This window comes from Dolichospermum circinale AWQC310F (assembly GCF_000426925.1).
GTDB lineage: Bacteria > Cyanobacteriota > Cyanobacteriia > Cyanobacteriales > Nostocaceae > Dolichospermum > Dolichospermum circinale.
The window spans coordinates 87370-102758 of the sequence record NZ_KE384667.1 but is presented as its reverse complement, the minus strand read 5'-3'; the positions used below and the strand labels follow the sequence as shown (position 1 = coordinate 102758).

The following is a 15389-nucleotide window of genomic DNA, read 5'->3' as shown; positions in this document are numbered from 1 at the left end:
AGCAATTAACGGTACTGGTAACGCGGGTAATAACGTCATTACTGGTAACGGTGCTAATAACATCCTCAATGGTGGTGCTGGTACAGATACCTTAATTGGTGGGGCTGGTGACGATATTTACGTTGTAGATAGCACCACTGACACCATTACCGAAAATGCCAGTGGTGGTACAGATACCATTCAATCTAGTGTTACTTACACCATTGCGGCTCTTGCTAACGTTGAAAACCCGACTTTAACAGGAACAGCAGCAATTAACGGTACTGGTAACGCGGGTAATAACGTCATTACTGGTAACGGTGCTAATAACATCCTCAACGGTGGTGCTGGTAATGACACTCTTGATGGTGGTGCTGGTAGAGATACCTTGATTGGTGGTGCAGGCGATGATATCTATGTTGTAGATAGCACCACTGACACCATTACCGAAAATGCCAACGCAGGTACAGATACCATTCAATCTAATGTCACTTACACTATTGCTGCCCTAGCCAACATCGAAAACCTGACACTGACAGGAAGAGCAGTAATTAACGGTACGGGTAATGCTCTTAATAACGTTATCACTGGTAATACTGAGAACAATACCCTTGATGGTGGTGAGGGTGATGACACTCTTGATGGTGGTGAGGGTGATGATACTTATATTTTCACCATCAATGGGATTGGACTGGGTAGGGACACTATTACAGATGGATCTGGAGTAGATACCATTAGCTTTGCTGGTACGTCTGCTAATATCCGTCTGAATCTGGGTACCAGCTTTGGTCAAACCGTTGATGCTAATACAAACACAAAAGTTGTATTAAACGCATTAGACGCGATTGAAAACGCAATCGGTGGTGATGGTAATGACCGCCTCATTGGCAATAGTCTGGACAACACCTTAGAAGGTGGTCTAGGTAATGACATCCTCAATGGAAGTACTGGTAATGACTTCTTGTTTGGCGGAGATGGTAATGACTCCTTGAGTGGCGGAGATGGTGATGACACCCTCACGGGTGGTCTGGGTAGTAACAATTTGTTTGGTGGCGCTGGTAGTGACCAGTTCGTATTCATTGGAGATAATCCTTTTAATACAACTGATAATGGAGTAGACATCATTGCTGACTTCACCACAGGAGTTGACCAGTTAGTTCTGAGTAAAACCGTATTTGATTTTCTAACCAGTGATGTCGGTACAGGATTGAGCGATCCGTCAGACTTTGACTATGTTGAAGATGATGAATTCGCAGGAGATAGCGGGGCCAGGATTGTTTATAGTCTAACCAGCGGTAGTCTCTTCTACAACCAAGATGGTGCTACACCAGGTTTTGGTACTGGTGGTGAGTTTGCAGCTTTAGATCCTTTGACTGCTAACGATTTTCTGATTATTGCTTAATCTGGAGTTATAATCCACTTTCTACTCCCCAAGTGTCCCCCGTTCCCAGTCTAGGACTGGGAACGAGAAGAACGAGAAGATGTGAGATCTTGTTTATTCTAAATCAGGTTCAACACCAAGCGCACGCAGTTGGGCAATTAATCTTTGGGTTTTTTGCCTTTCTTGTTCTAACTTTTGTGTTTCTCGTTCAGCTTTTTGTGTTTCTCGTTCAGCTTTTTGTTTTTCCTCTTCTGTGCTGGTTAACATCCAATTACCGTCTTGATCATACCAACGTAACCAAGGCATTTCGACAGTTTTATAACTTCCTTGCCACACTCCTAAACCTAATTTTATTTCGGGAATCCAAAACCGAAAATCTGATAAGTTTACTTCAGCATAACGAGCGCCTGTTAACTGAAACATTCTAAATTCAGATTTATAACGATCAAAGATGGCGTAATAGGGTACTCTTAAAATTTGTTCGTAAACTTCCCATTTACCAGGAGGTTTTTCGACATCTCTTAATGTTTGCCCTAAGTCTTCTTTTTCTGTTCCTGGTGAGAGTAATTCAACGACAATATAAGGATTAACTGCTTCTTGCCAAACTACATAACTTAACCGCAAATCTCTATTCTCATAAAGTGAGGGAACACCTAACACTGCAAACCAATCTGGACGTTTATACCATGAAGGATGACGTAAATCATAATAAAGATTCAGATCACTTCCTGTAAATATTTGGTCGCTAGGATAATTTGCTGGACGGAATGTTTCTGTTAATAATTGTGGTTGGAATAAATGAAATTGATCTGGCAAACCAGGTTCCTCCGGGTCTTCGCTAGGAAGATCATACATTGTCGGTAATGTTTCTTTAGGGGAAAGTGGCGGATCTGTTTGATACATTCTTAACAATCCTAAAGATAGAATTTCTATTTCTATTATGTCGCAAGATGATTCGGTTTAGAAATGCAATATTCGCATATTATTCCCCGTCTTTTTCCTGTGCTAAAGTCAAAACCTGCACATAAAGCCGATCTGAAATTCTCATTCCCTGTTCTTGCATTTCATCTAAAACATCCTTAACACTATCCAACAAACCCCGACGCTTCGCTAACAGCAAAATCCCCACAGTCCCAATTAAAGGTAACTTTCGAGCCATTGCCACCTTCCTAGCAGCCCTTTCATCAATTAATAACCCAGAAGCACTAATTTCTTCTGCTAAAGCAATAGCTTCTGACTCTCCTAAATCTAACTTAAACGATTGTTGTAACTCCCTAACCAACTGCTGATTATCTACCGTTACAACCTCCAACCAAGACAAATTCTGAACAAGTTTTGCTGCTGGATGCTCACCTACTTGCAATTCATCAAATACACCTTGGGGAATCACAACTTTACCAAAAAGTTTTGGCAACAAATTAAGATGATCCACTTTTGCCAACTCGCTAATTGGCGTAGTATCAGAAACAATAATCATTTAAGAAATCTGCTGATTTAAAATTAACTCTGCCTGTTCTACTTCTTGACGTAATTCCTCCAAACTTTGAGAATCGTCAAAAAGAGAAATACCCCATTTTTTCATCATTTCTATTACCTCTAAACGGGAAACACCAAGAATTTTCCCCGCCCTGCCACTGCTAATTTCTCCTACCTCTAATAATGTCATTACATAACCTTCTTTAGCTTTTTGTAAAGCTTTTTCCTGAACCTCAGCCGAAAGCTGAATACTTTCTAACTGCTCATCTAAAATTGTTAAAGCCATTACCAAAACCTCCTGATTCTACACTGTTATTTTAATCTTTAAACCACTTCCCGGAACAATGTTTCTTTAGTTAGGGGAAAGTGGCGGATATATTTGATACATTATTGATGATACTGGGGAGCAAATTTCAAATTTCTATATCTAAAATGTAGCAATAATTCAGAAGTTATAGTTGTATTTTAGCATTATATTAATACAGATAAGCCAGAGCAGTGAGAGATTGATCTGGTTTAGTGAGTAATACTGCTGTATCATCACCAATCACGTCTGGTAGATAAAAGCGTTGTAATCTTTCTAAAAAACCTTGTTCACCAATATCTCGAACTCGTAGGGAAGATAAATTATTATTCATAATTTTACTATTTTGGATTGTTAAATATTTATCAAGTCAATATTAATCAAATAATGTCAGATTTTAGCCTTGATGATGAGAAACTCAGGATAAATTAGAAATCACTTCCAGGAAATTTTTCAAAATTATAGATACATTATCACTTCGCCAAACAGCAACGATTTCTAATACTGGTAATTGTCCTTGTATAGAACGATAGATTACACCATGTCGTTGCAAATTTTGTACATTAGCTGGAAGTAGTGAAATGCCCATTCCACCCGCAACTAAACTTAGAACAGTTGATATCCATGCAGCTTCTTGTTTAACTTTTGGCTTAAAACCTGCATCCATACAAAGATCATTAATTTGCTCACGAAAATTATATAACAGGTTATTTGGTGGAAGGATAAATTGCTCATTTGCCAGTGCTGCAAGTGAAATACTAGTTCGTCTTGCAAAACGATGGTTTTCAGGTAAAACAATGACCAGCGATTCTTGAAGAACAGGGATAAAAGTTAAAACATTATCGTTATTAATATTACGCAAATTATGCAGGTGAAAGAAACCTAAATCAAGTTTTTGGTTTCGCAACTTGTCAATTTGATCATAAGAAGCTAGTTCCTGTAACATCAATTCTACTTCGGGAAATTTCTCATGAAATCCCCTGAGAATGTCGGGTAGTTTACTGTTAGCAATGGAGGTATTGATTCCTATATTTAATCGTCCTTTCTCACCACGACTTAATCTTTGACCTAATTCAATTGCTTGTTCAAGCTGATGGAGAATAATACCTGCTTCTTGCAAAAACTCATTTCCAGCATTTGTTAATTTTAACGGGCGCTGGTTACGATCAAATAGTTGAAATCCAATTTTTTTTTCCAGCCACTTTATTTGCTTACTCAGAAATCCCTGATCAATTTCCAGATATGCAGCAGCGTTGGTAAATCCCTGCTTCTCACTTACAGCGATCGCATATTTCAGATGACACAGTTCGAGTTGATCCCAATTCGACCATTTATGATCATCGGGCAGTTTGGGGTTAGTCATAGGGCTAAAAATTCTTGTTTTATCGGCATTATGACATTTTAGTCATGGAATGTTGCATAAATAAGGTGATTGTATCATGGGTTTCTCAGATATCTTCAGAACAACACAACTACTTGTCACTGGAGAAGCAGAAATGAAGCCTGAAAATAAACTGAGTCAGGTGTTGATTGTCGGTGGAACTCATGGGAATGAGTTTACTGGAGTACACTTGATCAAAAAGTTTGAGCAATTCCCTCAATTAATTCACAGATCCAGTTTTGAAACACTGACCCTATTGGCTAATCCTCAAGCATTTACAGCAGTAAGACGATACATAAACAAAGATTTAAATCGGTGCTTCCTGCGCCAAAATTTAGAAGATTCAAAACTTTCTAGTTATGAGGATTTACGGGCTAAAGAGATTAACCATCTTTTTGGACAAAATGGTGAAACTCCTGTTGATTTTATCTTGGATTTACATAGTACAACTGCCAACATGGGCATAACCATAATTGTAGATAATGATGAACCCTTCAATCTGCAATTAGCAGCCTATCTCCGTTATGTTAATCCTTTAGTGAAGGTTTATAGTTCTGGAAACTCTGGTCGAAGTTATCATGCGCTGCGATCGCTTGGTAGATTTGGAATTTGTATTGAGGTAGGATCTGTTCCTCAAGGTGTTGTAAATGCAGAGTTTATTCTGAAAACTGAAGCCATGATTTACACAATTTTAGATTATTTGGAACTGTACAATCAGGAAAAAGTTCCATCTTTTTCAAATAACCTAATCTGCTATGAATATATAGATAAAATTGATTATCCGAGAAACGAACACGGAGAAATTCAAGCTATGATCCATCCTCATCTTCAGTTTAAAGATTATGAAGTTTTGAATCCCGGTGATCCTATGTTCTTAACATTTGATGGTCAAATCATTAGCTATCAAGGAAACTCTACTGTCTATCCAGTCTTTATCAATGAAGCTGCTTATTATGAAAAAGGTATTGCTATGTGTTTTACCGAAAAACGGATGATTACTGTTGAGTAAGCCAAAATTAGGATTTACACAAATAACTTTCAAGAACTCATCCGTCGTTCATGCTATTACCTGTTGGTTAGTTTTGACAATTTAACTTTCAATACTTCAAAGGAGTTACTAATGAATACTCAACAGAAAGAGCTTTATCAGAATATTCAAAAATTTTCTCTAGATGATTCTGATGCAGTTTTATTATTTAATAAACGATTAGCAAAAGACAACGGTTGGACAATTGAATACACCCAACGTGTTATTAACGAATACAAAAAGTTTGCCTTTCTTGCCATGATCGCTGGGCATCCTGTTAGTCCTTCTTCTCAAGTGGATCAAGCTTGGCATTTGCACTTAACCTATACTCACTCATACTGGGATGAGTTTTGTGGCAAAATATTACATAAATCATTGCATCATAATCCTGGTATTGGTGGCTATAGTGAGCAAGAGAAGTTTCGCAGGTGGTATGAACAAACGCTGATGAGCTATGAAAAAATATTTAATGAACTCCCACCAATTGATATTTGGCCGCCATCAAATATCCGATTCGCTCAGAATGTTCAGTACCTAGGAATATTATTATCCTCAAGACCTGTTTTTATTCCTCCGACGAAAGGTATACAAATTAAAGGTAATGATGAGCATGATGGCATAATTCATTTTGCCTTTCATATAGGATCTTTTTGCATATCACTTCCTTTCTTTAATTTATTGTACACTTTAGCTAGTGAGTCATACCCAAATAATTATCCGAATTTTGATATTTTTATTATCTTATGTTTTATTTTCTTATGTTTTATACAAATAATCTATCAAGGATTAATAGGAATTTTAAGAAAAATTAATAAACGCAAATCTTTACGACCAATATATTGTGATAAATGCAAAAAAGAACTCAAACTAATAAAATCGGTAGTTGATTTCTTAAATGAAAAACAAATCACCGCTATGGGAATTAAAAGTATTTATTTTGAGGCATGGTATTGTCAAAGCTGTTGTACAAAAATTGATCGTAATTCTATCCATCTACGGGGCTATGTTAGTTTATCAGATAGATTTAAAACTTGTAGTCATTGTGGGGGATTAACCATGACCGTAACTTCTAGTAAAATTATAAGAAAGGCTACAACTGAAGAAAAAGGCGAAAAATTAGTTGTTTATACTTGCAACTATTGTTCTCAACAAGAAAATAAAGTTGAAATAATTCCCAACTTAACGGGTGACTGATTTTAATTTTAATATGGGAGGCAGAGCCTCTAAAGGGCATTCCCAGCCGGAGACTGGGAACGAGTGAGCAACTACACATTTAACGGCTTTTTGGTGACAATTGGTGTGTGACTCTGATTATTTGCAATTGGGATAGGTGCAATGGCTTCTTTACCTGTAATTAATCTGGCACTACGATTGCGGGTAAAATAATTCCATAACCATTGAATCATGACTACTAACTTGTTGTCAAATTCTATGAGGAAGTAGATATGAATGAATAACCACACAAACCACGCAAAGAAACCTCGGAGTTGAATAAATCCTAAATCAACAACGGCAGCGTGTTGACCAATCATTGCTAAACTACCTCTATCTACATATTTAAACTGGCGTAATGTTTCACCTTTCAGGCGTTTTTGAATCAGTTTAGCTACATATTCCCCTTCTTGCATGGCCACTGGTGCAACTCCCGGTAAGGGTTTATCATTTTGATGGGAGAAGTTGGCTAAATCACCAACTACAAAGATGTTAGGATATTCCTTAATACTCAAATCCGGTTCTACTATAACACGACCAGCGCGATCGCTTTCTACTCCAGTCCTATCCGTTAACACCTTACCCATAGGTGAAGCTTTTACACCAGCAGCCCACAACACGGTTTTAGCTGCAATTTCTTTGACTTCATCACCCTGTTTGATTGTAACAATATCATTTTCAATATGTGTTACTAAGGTTTTGGTTTGCACATCTACACCCAAAGCTTTTAATGATACTTCTGCTGTCTGAGATAATTCGGGTGCGAAGGGAGGAAGAACACGATCTAAACCCTCTAATAATAAAACTCTGGTTTCTGATGTGTCAATGTTGCGAAAATCTTCTTTGAGGGTTTTAGTGGCTAATTCTGCAATTGCTCCTGCCAATTCTACTCCAGTTGGACCACCGCCGACAATTACAAAAGTTAATAAAGCTTGACGTTTAATGGGGTCGCTTTCATTTTCAGCAGCTTCAAAGGCCATAAAAATTCGCCGACGCATTTCAATAGCGTCCTCAACAGTCTTTAAACCGGGTGCAAATTCTTCCCAGTTATCCTTACCAAAATAGGAATGCTTTGCCCCTGTGGCGACAATTAGGGTATCATAGTGGACAGATTCCCCTTTGACTATCACATTCTGGGCTTTGGGGTCAATATCATGAACTTCACCTAACAATACCTTTGTATTTTTGCTTTTGCTGAGGACAGAACGCAAGGGAGAGGAGATATCTGCTGGGGATAAAGCACCTGTAGCGACTTGGTACAGCAGTGGTTGAAAGAGGTGAAAATTGCGTTTATCAATGAGCGTGATTTGTACATTGGCCTTGGCTAAAGACTTAGCAGCATATAAGCCACCAAAACCACCGCCAATAATCACGACTTGGTGGACTGGTTTTTTGTCAGATAGATCAACCATAACAGATATTTCCTTGGATAACAGGTGTTGTAACTATTCTTAACAAATTTGTATCAAAATTGTCATAATTATTTCTGTTTATCTTGAACTTCTGAAAAAAAAGTAAACGTAGGGGATTAGTCAGTGGTCAGTGGTCGGTGGTCAGTGGTCGGTGGTCAGTGGTCAGTTGTCAGTGGTCAGTTGTCAGGAGGAAGAAAGGAGAAAAATACCAACGCCCAACAAACAACTGACCAATTTGCGATACAATCAAAATTCTGCCAATTTCATGACAACCTTTACGGACAGGAGATGCTTCTATGGCGCGTATGTATTATGATGAAGATGCTAATTTAGACCTTTTAGCGGGTAAGACGGTTGCTATTATTGGTTATGGTTCTCAAGGTCATGCTCACGCGCTCAATCTAAAAGATAGCGGTGTTAATGTGATTGTGGGATTATATCCCGGTAGTAAGTCCACAGCGAAAGCCGAAGCTGCTGGCTTGACTGTAAAAAATGTTGGTGACGCTGCTAAAGCTGCTGATTTCATCATGATTTTATTACCTGATGAAGTCCAAAAAACAATTTATAAAACCGAAATTGAACCAAATTTAGAGGCTGGAAACGTTTTAGCTTTTGCACACGGCTTTAATATCCACTTTGCACAGGTTATCCCCCCCGCTGATGTTGATGTCGTCATGGTTGCACCTAAAGGACCCGGACATTTAGTCCGTCGTACTTACGAACAAGGACAAGGTGTACCTGCATTATTTGCAGTTTATCAAGATGCAACCGGTAAAGCACGCGATCGCGCTATGGCTTATGCTAGAGGTATTGGTGGTACACGGGCGGGTATTTTAGAAACCACTTTCCGCGAAGAAACCGAAACGGATTTATTTGGAGAACAAGCGGTATTATGTGGTGGTTTGAGTGCTTTAATTAAAGCGGGTTTTGAAACCCTGGTAGAAGCAGGATATCAACCAGAACTAGCTTATTTTGAATGTCTACATGAGGTCAAATTAATTGTTGATTTGGTCGTAGAAGGTGGTTTAGCAACAATGCGTGATAGTATTTCTAATACCGCCGAATATGGTGATTATACTCGTGGTCCCCGTGTTGTCACCTCTCAAACTAAAGCGGAAATGAAGAAAATCCTCAGCGAAATTCAATCTGGACAATTTGCGCGGGAATTTGTATTAGAAAACCAAGCGGGTAAACCTGGTTTTACTGCTATGCGTCGTCAAGAAGCTGAACATCCTATTGAAGCAGTTGGGAAGGATTTACGCGCTATGTTTAGTTGGTTGAAGAAAGCGTAATTTTAGATAATTGGTAATTGGTAATTTTTTACCTTTTACCAAGTTTTGACAATCAAACTAAGCCTCTTTCAATAAACATTTCTGTTTCTTTACATACATGGGGAATGCGATCGCTTTCCGCACTATCAGATAAATCAATGAATTTTCAAGGTTACAGCCCAGGAAAAATTAAGGGTTGACACCAATTTGGTGAAAGCAGAGTAAAAGAGTTCAAAAAAACATAATGAACCATGGATTTTAACTTAAATAATCAACAAAAAACCTTAATTGAATTAGTTCAAGAATTAGGAAAAAATAAATTTGCCTCTCGTGCTTTTGTCTATGACGAAGAAGCTTCTTTTCCTTGGGAAAATTATGAAGATTTACGAAATCACGGACTTCTAGCATTATGTGTACCAAAAGAATATGGGGGAATGGGTGTTGATTTTCCCAGTTATTGTTTAATATCGGCTGAAATAGCACGATATTGTGGTGCTACTGCTCTTACTTATAATATGCACATTTCTTCAACTCTTTGGTTAAGTATTTTAGATGATAAATTACCATTGACGGAATCTCAAATAGCAGAATGTGAAATCTATAAAAAAATTCATTTTCAAAGAATAGTCGAAAAACAGGCACTTTATTCCCAACCAATTTCTGAAGAGGGTGCAGGTGTATCTCTTGGTAAAGCTTATCAAACAACTGCTAAAAAGGTCGAGGGAGGATGGTTAATTAATGGAAAAAAAACCTTTGCCTCACTTTCAGAAGCCGCCGACTATTATGGTATCGTTTGTACTGAGGAAAAAGTAAATATTTCAGTAGAGAATTGTCTTTATATTGCTATCCCAGCGAAAACTCAAGGGGTGCAAGTAGTTGGAGAATGGAATCCTCTAGGAATGAGAGCTACAATTTCTCGCACTTTAATTTTCGATAATGTTTTTGTTCCTAATAATGCTCAATTACTGCCCTCAAATATTTATTTAAAACTGACTGAGTTGTACCCACATATGTTTTTTACTCTAGCACCTACTTATATGGGTATTGCTCAAGCTGCTTATGATTTTACAATTAAGTATTTGCGTGGTGAAGTAGTAGGAATGCCACCGATAAAACAAAGACAAAATAAAATTAAGCAATTTAATGTTGCTCAAATGTTTATTATTTTAGAACAAACTAAGGCAATTTTTTATCGAGTTATCAATGAAGCCAAAATAAATCCTAGTAAAGCTGAAAGGCTAAGAGCCTATGCAGCAAATTATACTGTAATGGAAAACAGTAATCAATTATGTAGTTTAGCTATTCGTGTTTGTGGTGGACATTCTATTTTAAAATCATTTCCTTTGGAAAGACTTTATCGGGATAGTCGTTGTGGTGCGTTAATGAGACCCTGGGGATCTGATAGATGTTTAGAAAAATTAGGAATGGAAACTTTATATGAATCACAAGAAACAGATGACCAATAGTTTTATAAATTCAGCTTTTATTAGGGAGTATAAAAGCAAATCAAAGTCTCTCTTCTTGTAGAAGAGAGTTTTTTAACCAAAATAAAAATCCTGTAAATCCTGAGTTTGACTTAAAGTGCTGGCCGATGTTGAATCCAAGGGTTGGCAGCTTCTAATTGGGCTGCTAAACTAATTAAAGTAGACTCGGCCTCCGGTTTACCAATTAATTGTACACTTATGGGTAAACCGTTATTATCGAAACCCATCGGCAGGGCGATCGCAGGTAATCCGGTAGCATTTGCAACAGGACAAGGGGCAACCCAATGGACAATTTTAGCAAATGTCTCTTCTGGACTCAAATCTGCCCATTCTCCCACGCGAATCGGAGAATGGAGATAAACTGGTAATACTAGTACATCTATGATATTAAAAAACGCGACAATCTGCCGGGAGACAATCTGCATTTGGGCTAGTGCTTGCAGATATTCACCTACAGAACCATTTTTTGCTAATAACCAGCGGTTTAATGGTTGCAAGGCTGCTGAGGGAATTCCTGCAACTGCTACTCCTGCTTGCCAAACTACTTTAAATGGTTCAATTAACCGGCTAAAATCTGGGTATTGTTCTGTAATTTGATGTCCAAATTGTTCTAATAACTGGACTGTTTTTAATACTCCCTGTTGACAATTTATATCAGCTTCTCCGAAAGGCATGATCTTGGTACTAAAAGCAATTTTCAGAGGATTTAATTTAACCTCAGTTGCATTCAGAAAGGACGGCTGTGGATCTGATAACCAATAGGGATCACCTGTGACATATCCAGATATAACATCTAACATCGCCGCTGCGTCAGCTACGGTACGGGTAATGGGTCCATCCACAGCAATACCACCTAATGTTTCACCTACAGGGGCTTTAGTCACTCTACCTTTAGCGGGTTTAATTCCAACTACGCCACAACAAGCCGCAGGACCACGAATCGAACCACCACCATCTGAACCTTGAGCGATCGCACTTAATCCCGCTGCTACCGATGCTGCGGCACCACCACTAGAACCACCAGGAGTATATGCTAAATTCCAAGGGTTTCTAGCTGGGGGAAATCCCGTAGGTTCACTGTAAGGAAAAGAACCTAATTCAGACGTAGCGGTTTTACCAAGAATAATAAACCCAGCTTGTTTAATTTTGGTAACTACACCATCATCGTAATTAGCGATATTATTTAACAGGGCTGAATTGCCATAAGTACAAGTAACATCTGCAACTGCATTCAAGTCTTTAATAGAAATTGGTACACCAAAAAATGGGGGTAATTCTGAAGTTGTCGTGAGTAATTCTGTTTTGATTTTAGCATCAGCAACGGCTAAATCTGCCGTAACTGTGAAATAACTTCCCAATTGGGGGTTTAAGCGTTCAATGCGTTCTAAATATACTTCTACCAACTCTAGGGGTGAAACTTCCCGCAGTCGAATTAATTGCGCTAACTCTAAAGCTGGGGTAAAAGCTAAATCATTATTATCCATAGATATAAATTTGCTAATTTATTGTTACTTTAGCAGAATTTTTGATAATTATCCCTATTCTATATTGGGATGGGGAATTTTAATCGTAAAAATTGTCCCAATTCCTACTTGACTCTCTAAATTAATTTCTCCCTGATGACATTCTACGCATTTTTTGACTACAGATAATCCTAAACCACTTCCCACGATATTATCAACATTTTGACAACGATAAAAAGGCTCATATATTTTCTGTTGTTCTGTCAGGGAAATTCCTATACCTTTGTCTATTACTTGAAAGATGATAAATTTGGGTTCTGATTTTAAAATCAAGGATATTTGACTACCAATATCTGAATATTTAATAGCATTTAATAGTAAATTTGTGAGCATAGAATATAGGAGTTTTTCATCTAAATATCCCCGAAAAATTCCGCTTTCGTTAATAAATATAATTTTATGAGTTACTGGATTAAAAACTTGTATATCTTCAACCAAATTTAAACAAAAATCTTCTATATTGATTAATTGAGTTTGACAATCCAACTTACCTGCTTCTGCTCTTGTTAAAGTTAATATATCAGTTAACATATGATTCATTAATTTAGCCGAGTATTGAATACGAGAGAGATTTTTAAATTGTATTTCATTGACAACATCTTTAAGAGCTTCTCTTAATAATTGAGCAGAAAGTAAAATCACACTCAAAGGTGTGCGAAATTCGTGAGATACCATAGAAAATAACTGAACTTTCATTTCTCCAATTTTCTTTTCTTGAAATAGAGAAGATTCTAAAGATTTAATTTTATCACGCTTTACCCATTGACGCTCAAGTATAATACATAAACAAGAAATGACTACAATAATTAAAATTGTCGCCAAAATTTCTATGACTATTCTTGAATGAATAATATATTCAGATTCTTGGAGAGAGTTTTGTAAATAATCTTGTTCTTCCGCTTTAATGTCAGAAATTAGTGGTAAAATTTGTTCCCTGATTTTGACACTGCGCTCTGTGATCTCAGTTTGAGATTGTATGGAATTTTTATCTTTTTGATAAAGTTGTATAGATTGTTCTAAAAGGGATAATCTTTGATTTACCAAAGAGTTAAAAATTGTAAATCTTTCTTGTTGACTCCTGCTAAAATGTATCTGCTCCCGTAGCAATTTTAGTTCATGATGTATATTTATCAACGCAGTTTCATACCGATCTAAATCCTGTTTACTTCCCATAAAAATATACCCCCGTCGCGCTGATTCTGCAACCGTCATTGCTGCATAAAAATTTGTTAACGTATTCAGAGTTTTGTAAGTATGATTCACTCTATTAGCACTTTGTTTAATTTCAGATGTATTCTTAAATGAACCAAATACAACTAAACTCATTAGTAAAAGGGTTAAAGTAAACCCTACAGCAATCCATTTTCCTTGTAAAGACCATTTCATAAAATACTAATTTATAATCATGCGAATTCTCATCGTTGAAGATGATACTCAATTAGCAGAAGTATTAACAGAAGCTTTAACCAACCGCCATTATATCGTAGATGTAGCTAGAGACGGTGAAGAAGCTTGGGATTTAGCCGAGTCTATGAAGTATAATTTATTTATCCTAGATGTCACACTACCCAAACTGGACGGAATGAAATTCTGTCAACGCTTACGTAATACTAGCACCACCAACTCAGCATATCGCAATTCAGGTGTACCCGTCCTCATGTTAACAGCCCGTGATACAATATCGGACAAAATTGCTGGCTTGGACGCGGGTGCAGATGATTATGTTTCCAAACCATTTGACTTAGAAGAATTAATGGCTCGTATCCGCGCTTTACTCAGACGCGGTAATTCGACAATTACAGTCGGTTTATCCTGGGGTAAACTACATTTGAATCAAAGTACCTATGAAGCTACTTATGATACTTACACCATTTCCTTAACTGCAAAAGAATTTGCTATTTTAGAATTATTGATGGCCAATGGCAGACGAGTATTAAGTCGTTCTGGTATTATTGAACAAGTTTGGTCAATAGACGACTCCCCCGCAGAAGAAACTCTTAGGTCTCACATTCGGTCTCTGCGTCAAAAACTCAGAGTTTTAGGTGCTTCAGAAGATTTAATTCAAACAGTTCATGGCTTAGGTTATCGTCTCAAAGAGGAATAATACATCTTGAGATAGAGTTTTTATTTTACCTAATATTTTACAAGCAAGCGACTGTATTTTCATCTGCACAAATTTTGCACAAATCCTGCACCATAATTGCATATATAGGTTCTATAATGTTGTTCTGTTGAGATGTGAATAAAGGAGGTTAAACATAGATGGATGTCACTAGGGAAAAAAGCATAAAATTACAGTACCCATATTATGGTTGGTTAATTGAAATCATACCATCATCAAAAGGTTACATTTTTCAGTGTTGGATAGAAGATGAGCAAATCGCTATTAGCGATAATCATGTTTATCATAGTAAATCTCAGGCTGTTAGAGCGGCTAAAAAAAGAGCAAAACTAGAATCTACAACCTTTGCAATTATTCAATTGTTGCATGAATTTAACGAAAATTATCATATCAACGCCCAGGAATATACATCCCTGCTAAATTCCATTGTCCGCTTTAGCAATTTTGCAAGTCAAGTTAAAGATGCTTAAAAGACTAAATATTTTAGTCCTTAAATAAAATACAGGGTGTCAGAAATCAACGTTCTTGTATTTGAGGAAATCTAATTTTTTATGAACACCAAAAAAGAAGGTCGCGGTAGTGGTAGGTTGAAACTGACCTGTTAATTCCACTGACAATAAAAACGGAGAGGGAGGGATTCGAACCCTCGAAGGGATATAATCCCTTAACAGATTAGCAATCTGCCGCTTTCGACCACTCAGCCACCTCTCCAGTCATGTTTAACAATATTATCAGAAGTTTTTGGGCTTGTCAATAGTTATTTTGTTAAAAAATTAAATGACCATTGACCATTGACCAATGACCAATGACCAATGAC

The 15389-nt window shown here is 37.2% G+C and carries 16 protein-coding genes and 1 tRNA gene; 8 read left to right on the top strand and 9 right to left on the bottom strand.

Annotated elements, in window-relative coordinates:
• On the top strand, positions 1-1381 hold a 1381-nt coding region (locus ACIR310F_RS21540; RefSeq protein ID WP_196803158.1), incomplete at its 5' end, for a calcium-binding protein.
• A gap of 93 nt (positions 1382-1474) precedes the next feature.
• On the opposite strand, the gene ACIR310F_RS0104325 is transcribed toward ACIR310F_RS21540, so the two are convergent.
• The 5 genes from ACIR310F_RS0104325 to ACIR310F_RS0104305 all read right to left on the bottom strand — a co-directional run bounded on the left by ACIR310F_RS0104325 (position 1475) and on the right by ACIR310F_RS0104305 (position 4503).
• Complete coding sequence (locus tag ACIR310F_RS0104325) at positions 1475-2263, bottom strand: Uma2 family endonuclease (protein ID WP_028082759.1); 789 nt, start codon at positions 2261-2263, stop codon at positions 1475-1477.
• Between the two features lie 79 nt (positions 2264-2342).
• On the bottom strand, positions 2343-2837 hold the full coding sequence (locus ACIR310F_RS0104320; RefSeq protein ID WP_028082758.1) for a DUF3368 domain-containing protein: 495 nt from the start codon (positions 2835-2837) through the stop codon (positions 2343-2345).
• The gene (locus ACIR310F_RS0104315; protein ID WP_028082757.1) at positions 2838-3122 is read right to left on the bottom strand and encodes a UPF0175 family protein; all 285 of its coding nucleotides are present in this window, start codon (positions 3120-3122) and stop codon (positions 2838-2840) included.
• A 190-nt stretch (positions 3123-3312) separates the two neighbouring features.
• Complete coding sequence (locus ACIR310F_RS25205; RefSeq protein ID WP_414534231.1) at positions 3313-3474, bottom strand: hypothetical protein; 162 nt, start codon at positions 3472-3474, stop codon at positions 3313-3315.
• Positions 3475-3558: 84 nt separating this feature from the next.
• Complete coding sequence (locus tag ACIR310F_RS0104305; protein ID WP_051289470.1) at positions 3559-4503, bottom strand: LysR family transcriptional regulator; 945 nt, start codon at positions 4501-4503, stop codon at positions 3559-3561.
• A gap of 133 nt (positions 4504-4636) precedes the next feature.
• Here ACIR310F_RS0104305 and ACIR310F_RS0104300 point away from each other — a divergent pair, with 133 nt between their 5' ends.
• The gene (locus ACIR310F_RS0104300) at positions 4637-5530 is read left to right on the top strand and encodes an aspartoacylase (RefSeq protein ID WP_028082755.1); all 894 of its coding nucleotides are present in this window, start codon (positions 4637-4639) and stop codon (positions 5528-5530) included.
• 111 nt (positions 5531-5641) lie between these two features.
• Positions 5642-6742, top strand: a complete 1101-nt coding sequence (locus ACIR310F_RS23520; RefSeq protein WP_051289469.1) for a glycine-rich domain-containing protein — start codon at positions 5642-5644, stop codon at positions 6740-6742.
• A gap of 71 nt (positions 6743-6813) precedes the next feature.
• Here ACIR310F_RS23520 and ACIR310F_RS0104290 read toward each other — a convergent pair whose 3' ends face one another.
• Entirely contained in the window at positions 6814-8172 is a 1359-nt protein-coding gene (locus ACIR310F_RS0104290; protein ID WP_028082754.1) for an NAD(P)/FAD-dependent oxidoreductase, read from the bottom strand.
• A gap of 123 nt (positions 8173-8295) precedes the next feature.
• Here ACIR310F_RS0104290 and ACIR310F_RS0104285 point away from each other — a divergent pair, with 123 nt between their 5' ends.
• The 3 genes from ACIR310F_RS0104285 to ACIR310F_RS21530 all read left to right on the top strand — a co-directional run bounded on the left by ACIR310F_RS0104285 (position 8296) and on the right by ACIR310F_RS21530 (position 10909).
• Positions 8296-8505, top strand: coding sequence for a hypothetical protein (locus ACIR310F_RS0104285; RefSeq protein WP_028082753.1), 210 nt, complete (start codon positions 8296-8298; stop codon positions 8503-8505).
• Positions 8469-9464 (top strand): ketol-acid reductoisomerase, encoded by a 996-nt coding sequence (gene ilvC, locus ACIR310F_RS0104280; RefSeq protein WP_028082752.1) that lies wholly within the window; start codon positions 8469-8471, stop codon positions 9462-9464. Before ACIR310F_RS0104285 ends, ilvC begins: the two co-directional genes overlap by 37 nt.
• Positions 9465-9694: 230 nt before the next feature.
• Complete coding sequence (locus tag ACIR310F_RS21530) at positions 9695-10909, top strand: acyl-CoA dehydrogenase family protein (protein WP_051289468.1); 1215 nt, start codon at positions 9695-9697, stop codon at positions 10907-10909.
• 110 nt (positions 10910-11019) lie between these two features.
• On the opposite strand, the gene ACIR310F_RS0104270 is transcribed toward ACIR310F_RS21530, so the two are convergent.
• The gene (locus ACIR310F_RS0104270) at positions 11020-12411 is read right to left on the bottom strand and encodes an amidase (protein ID WP_028082751.1); all 1392 of its coding nucleotides are present in this window, start codon (positions 12409-12411) and stop codon (positions 11020-11022) included.
• A 54-nt stretch (positions 12412-12465) separates the two neighbouring features.
• Positions 12466-13836, bottom strand: coding sequence for a sensor histidine kinase (locus ACIR310F_RS0104265; RefSeq protein ID WP_028082750.1), 1371 nt, complete (start codon positions 13834-13836; stop codon positions 12466-12468).
• Positions 13837-13855: 19 nt separating this feature from the next.
• On the opposite strand from ACIR310F_RS0104265, the gene ACIR310F_RS0104260 reads away from it, so the two are divergent.
• Both ACIR310F_RS0104260 and ACIR310F_RS21525 read left to right on the top strand, forming a co-directional pair.
• Positions 13856-14554 carry a response regulator transcription factor gene (locus ACIR310F_RS0104260; RefSeq protein WP_028082749.1) on the top strand — a complete coding sequence of 233 codons (699 nt, stop codon included), beginning with the start codon at positions 13856-13858 and terminating at the stop codon, positions 14552-14554.
• A 158-nt stretch (positions 14555-14712) separates the two neighbouring features.
• Positions 14713-15042, top strand: coding sequence for a hypothetical protein (locus ACIR310F_RS21525; RefSeq protein WP_051289467.1), 330 nt, complete (start codon positions 14713-14715; stop codon positions 15040-15042).
• A 153-nt stretch (positions 15043-15195) separates the two neighbouring features.
• Here the strand turns inward: ACIR310F_RS21525 and ACIR310F_RS0104250 are convergent.
• A tRNA-Ser gene (locus ACIR310F_RS0104250) sits at positions 15196-15283 on the bottom strand.
• Between the last annotated feature and the right edge of the window lie 106 nt (positions 15284-15389).

Coding starts and splice junctions, on each gene's coding strand:
- ACIR310F_RS0104320 (WP_028082758.1), bottom strand. CDS start 2,837: ATGATTATTGTTTCTGATACTACGCCAATTAGCGAGTTGGCAAAAGTG.
- ilvC (WP_028082752.1), top strand. CDS start 8,469: ATGGCGCGTATGTATTATGATGAAGATGCTAATTTAGACCTTTTAGCG.
- ACIR310F_RS21530 (WP_051289468.1), top strand. CDS start 9,695: ATGGATTTTAACTTAAATAATCAACAAAAAACCTTAATTGAATTAGTT.
- ACIR310F_RS25205 (WP_414534231.1), bottom strand. CDS start 3,474: ATGAATAATAATTTATCTTCCCTACGAGTTCGAGATATTGGTGAACAA.
- ACIR310F_RS0104290 (WP_028082754.1), bottom strand. CDS start 8,172: ATGGTTGATCTATCTGACAAAAAACCAGTCCACCAAGTCGTGATTATT.
- ACIR310F_RS0104315 (WP_028082757.1), bottom strand. CDS start 3,122: ATGGCTTTAACAATTTTAGATGAGCAGTTAGAAAGTATTCAGCTTTCG.
- ACIR310F_RS0104305 (WP_051289470.1), bottom strand. CDS start 4,503: ATGACTAACCCCAAACTGCCCGATGATCATAAATGGTCGAATTGGGAT.
- ACIR310F_RS0104265 (WP_028082750.1), bottom strand. CDS start 13,836: ATGAAATGGTCTTTACAAGGAAAATGGATTGCTGTAGGGTTTACTTTA.
- ACIR310F_RS23520 (WP_051289469.1), top strand. CDS start 5,642: ATGAATACTCAACAGAAAGAGCTTTATCAGAATATTCAAAAATTTTCT.
- ACIR310F_RS0104325 (WP_028082759.1), bottom strand. CDS start 2,263: ATGTATCAAACAGATCCGCCACTTTCCCCTAAAGAAACATTACCGACA.
- ACIR310F_RS21525 (WP_051289467.1), top strand. CDS start 14,713: ATGGATGTCACTAGGGAAAAAAGCATAAAATTACAGTACCCATATTAT.
- ACIR310F_RS0104270 (WP_028082751.1), bottom strand. CDS start 12,411: ATGGATAATAATGATTTAGCTTTTACCCCAGCTTTAGAGTTAGCGCAA.
- ACIR310F_RS0104300 (WP_028082755.1), top strand. CDS start 4,637: ATGAAGCCTGAAAATAAACTGAGTCAGGTGTTGATTGTCGGTGGAACT.
- ACIR310F_RS0104260 (WP_028082749.1), top strand. CDS start 13,856: ATGCGAATTCTCATCGTTGAAGATGATACTCAATTAGCAGAAGTATTA.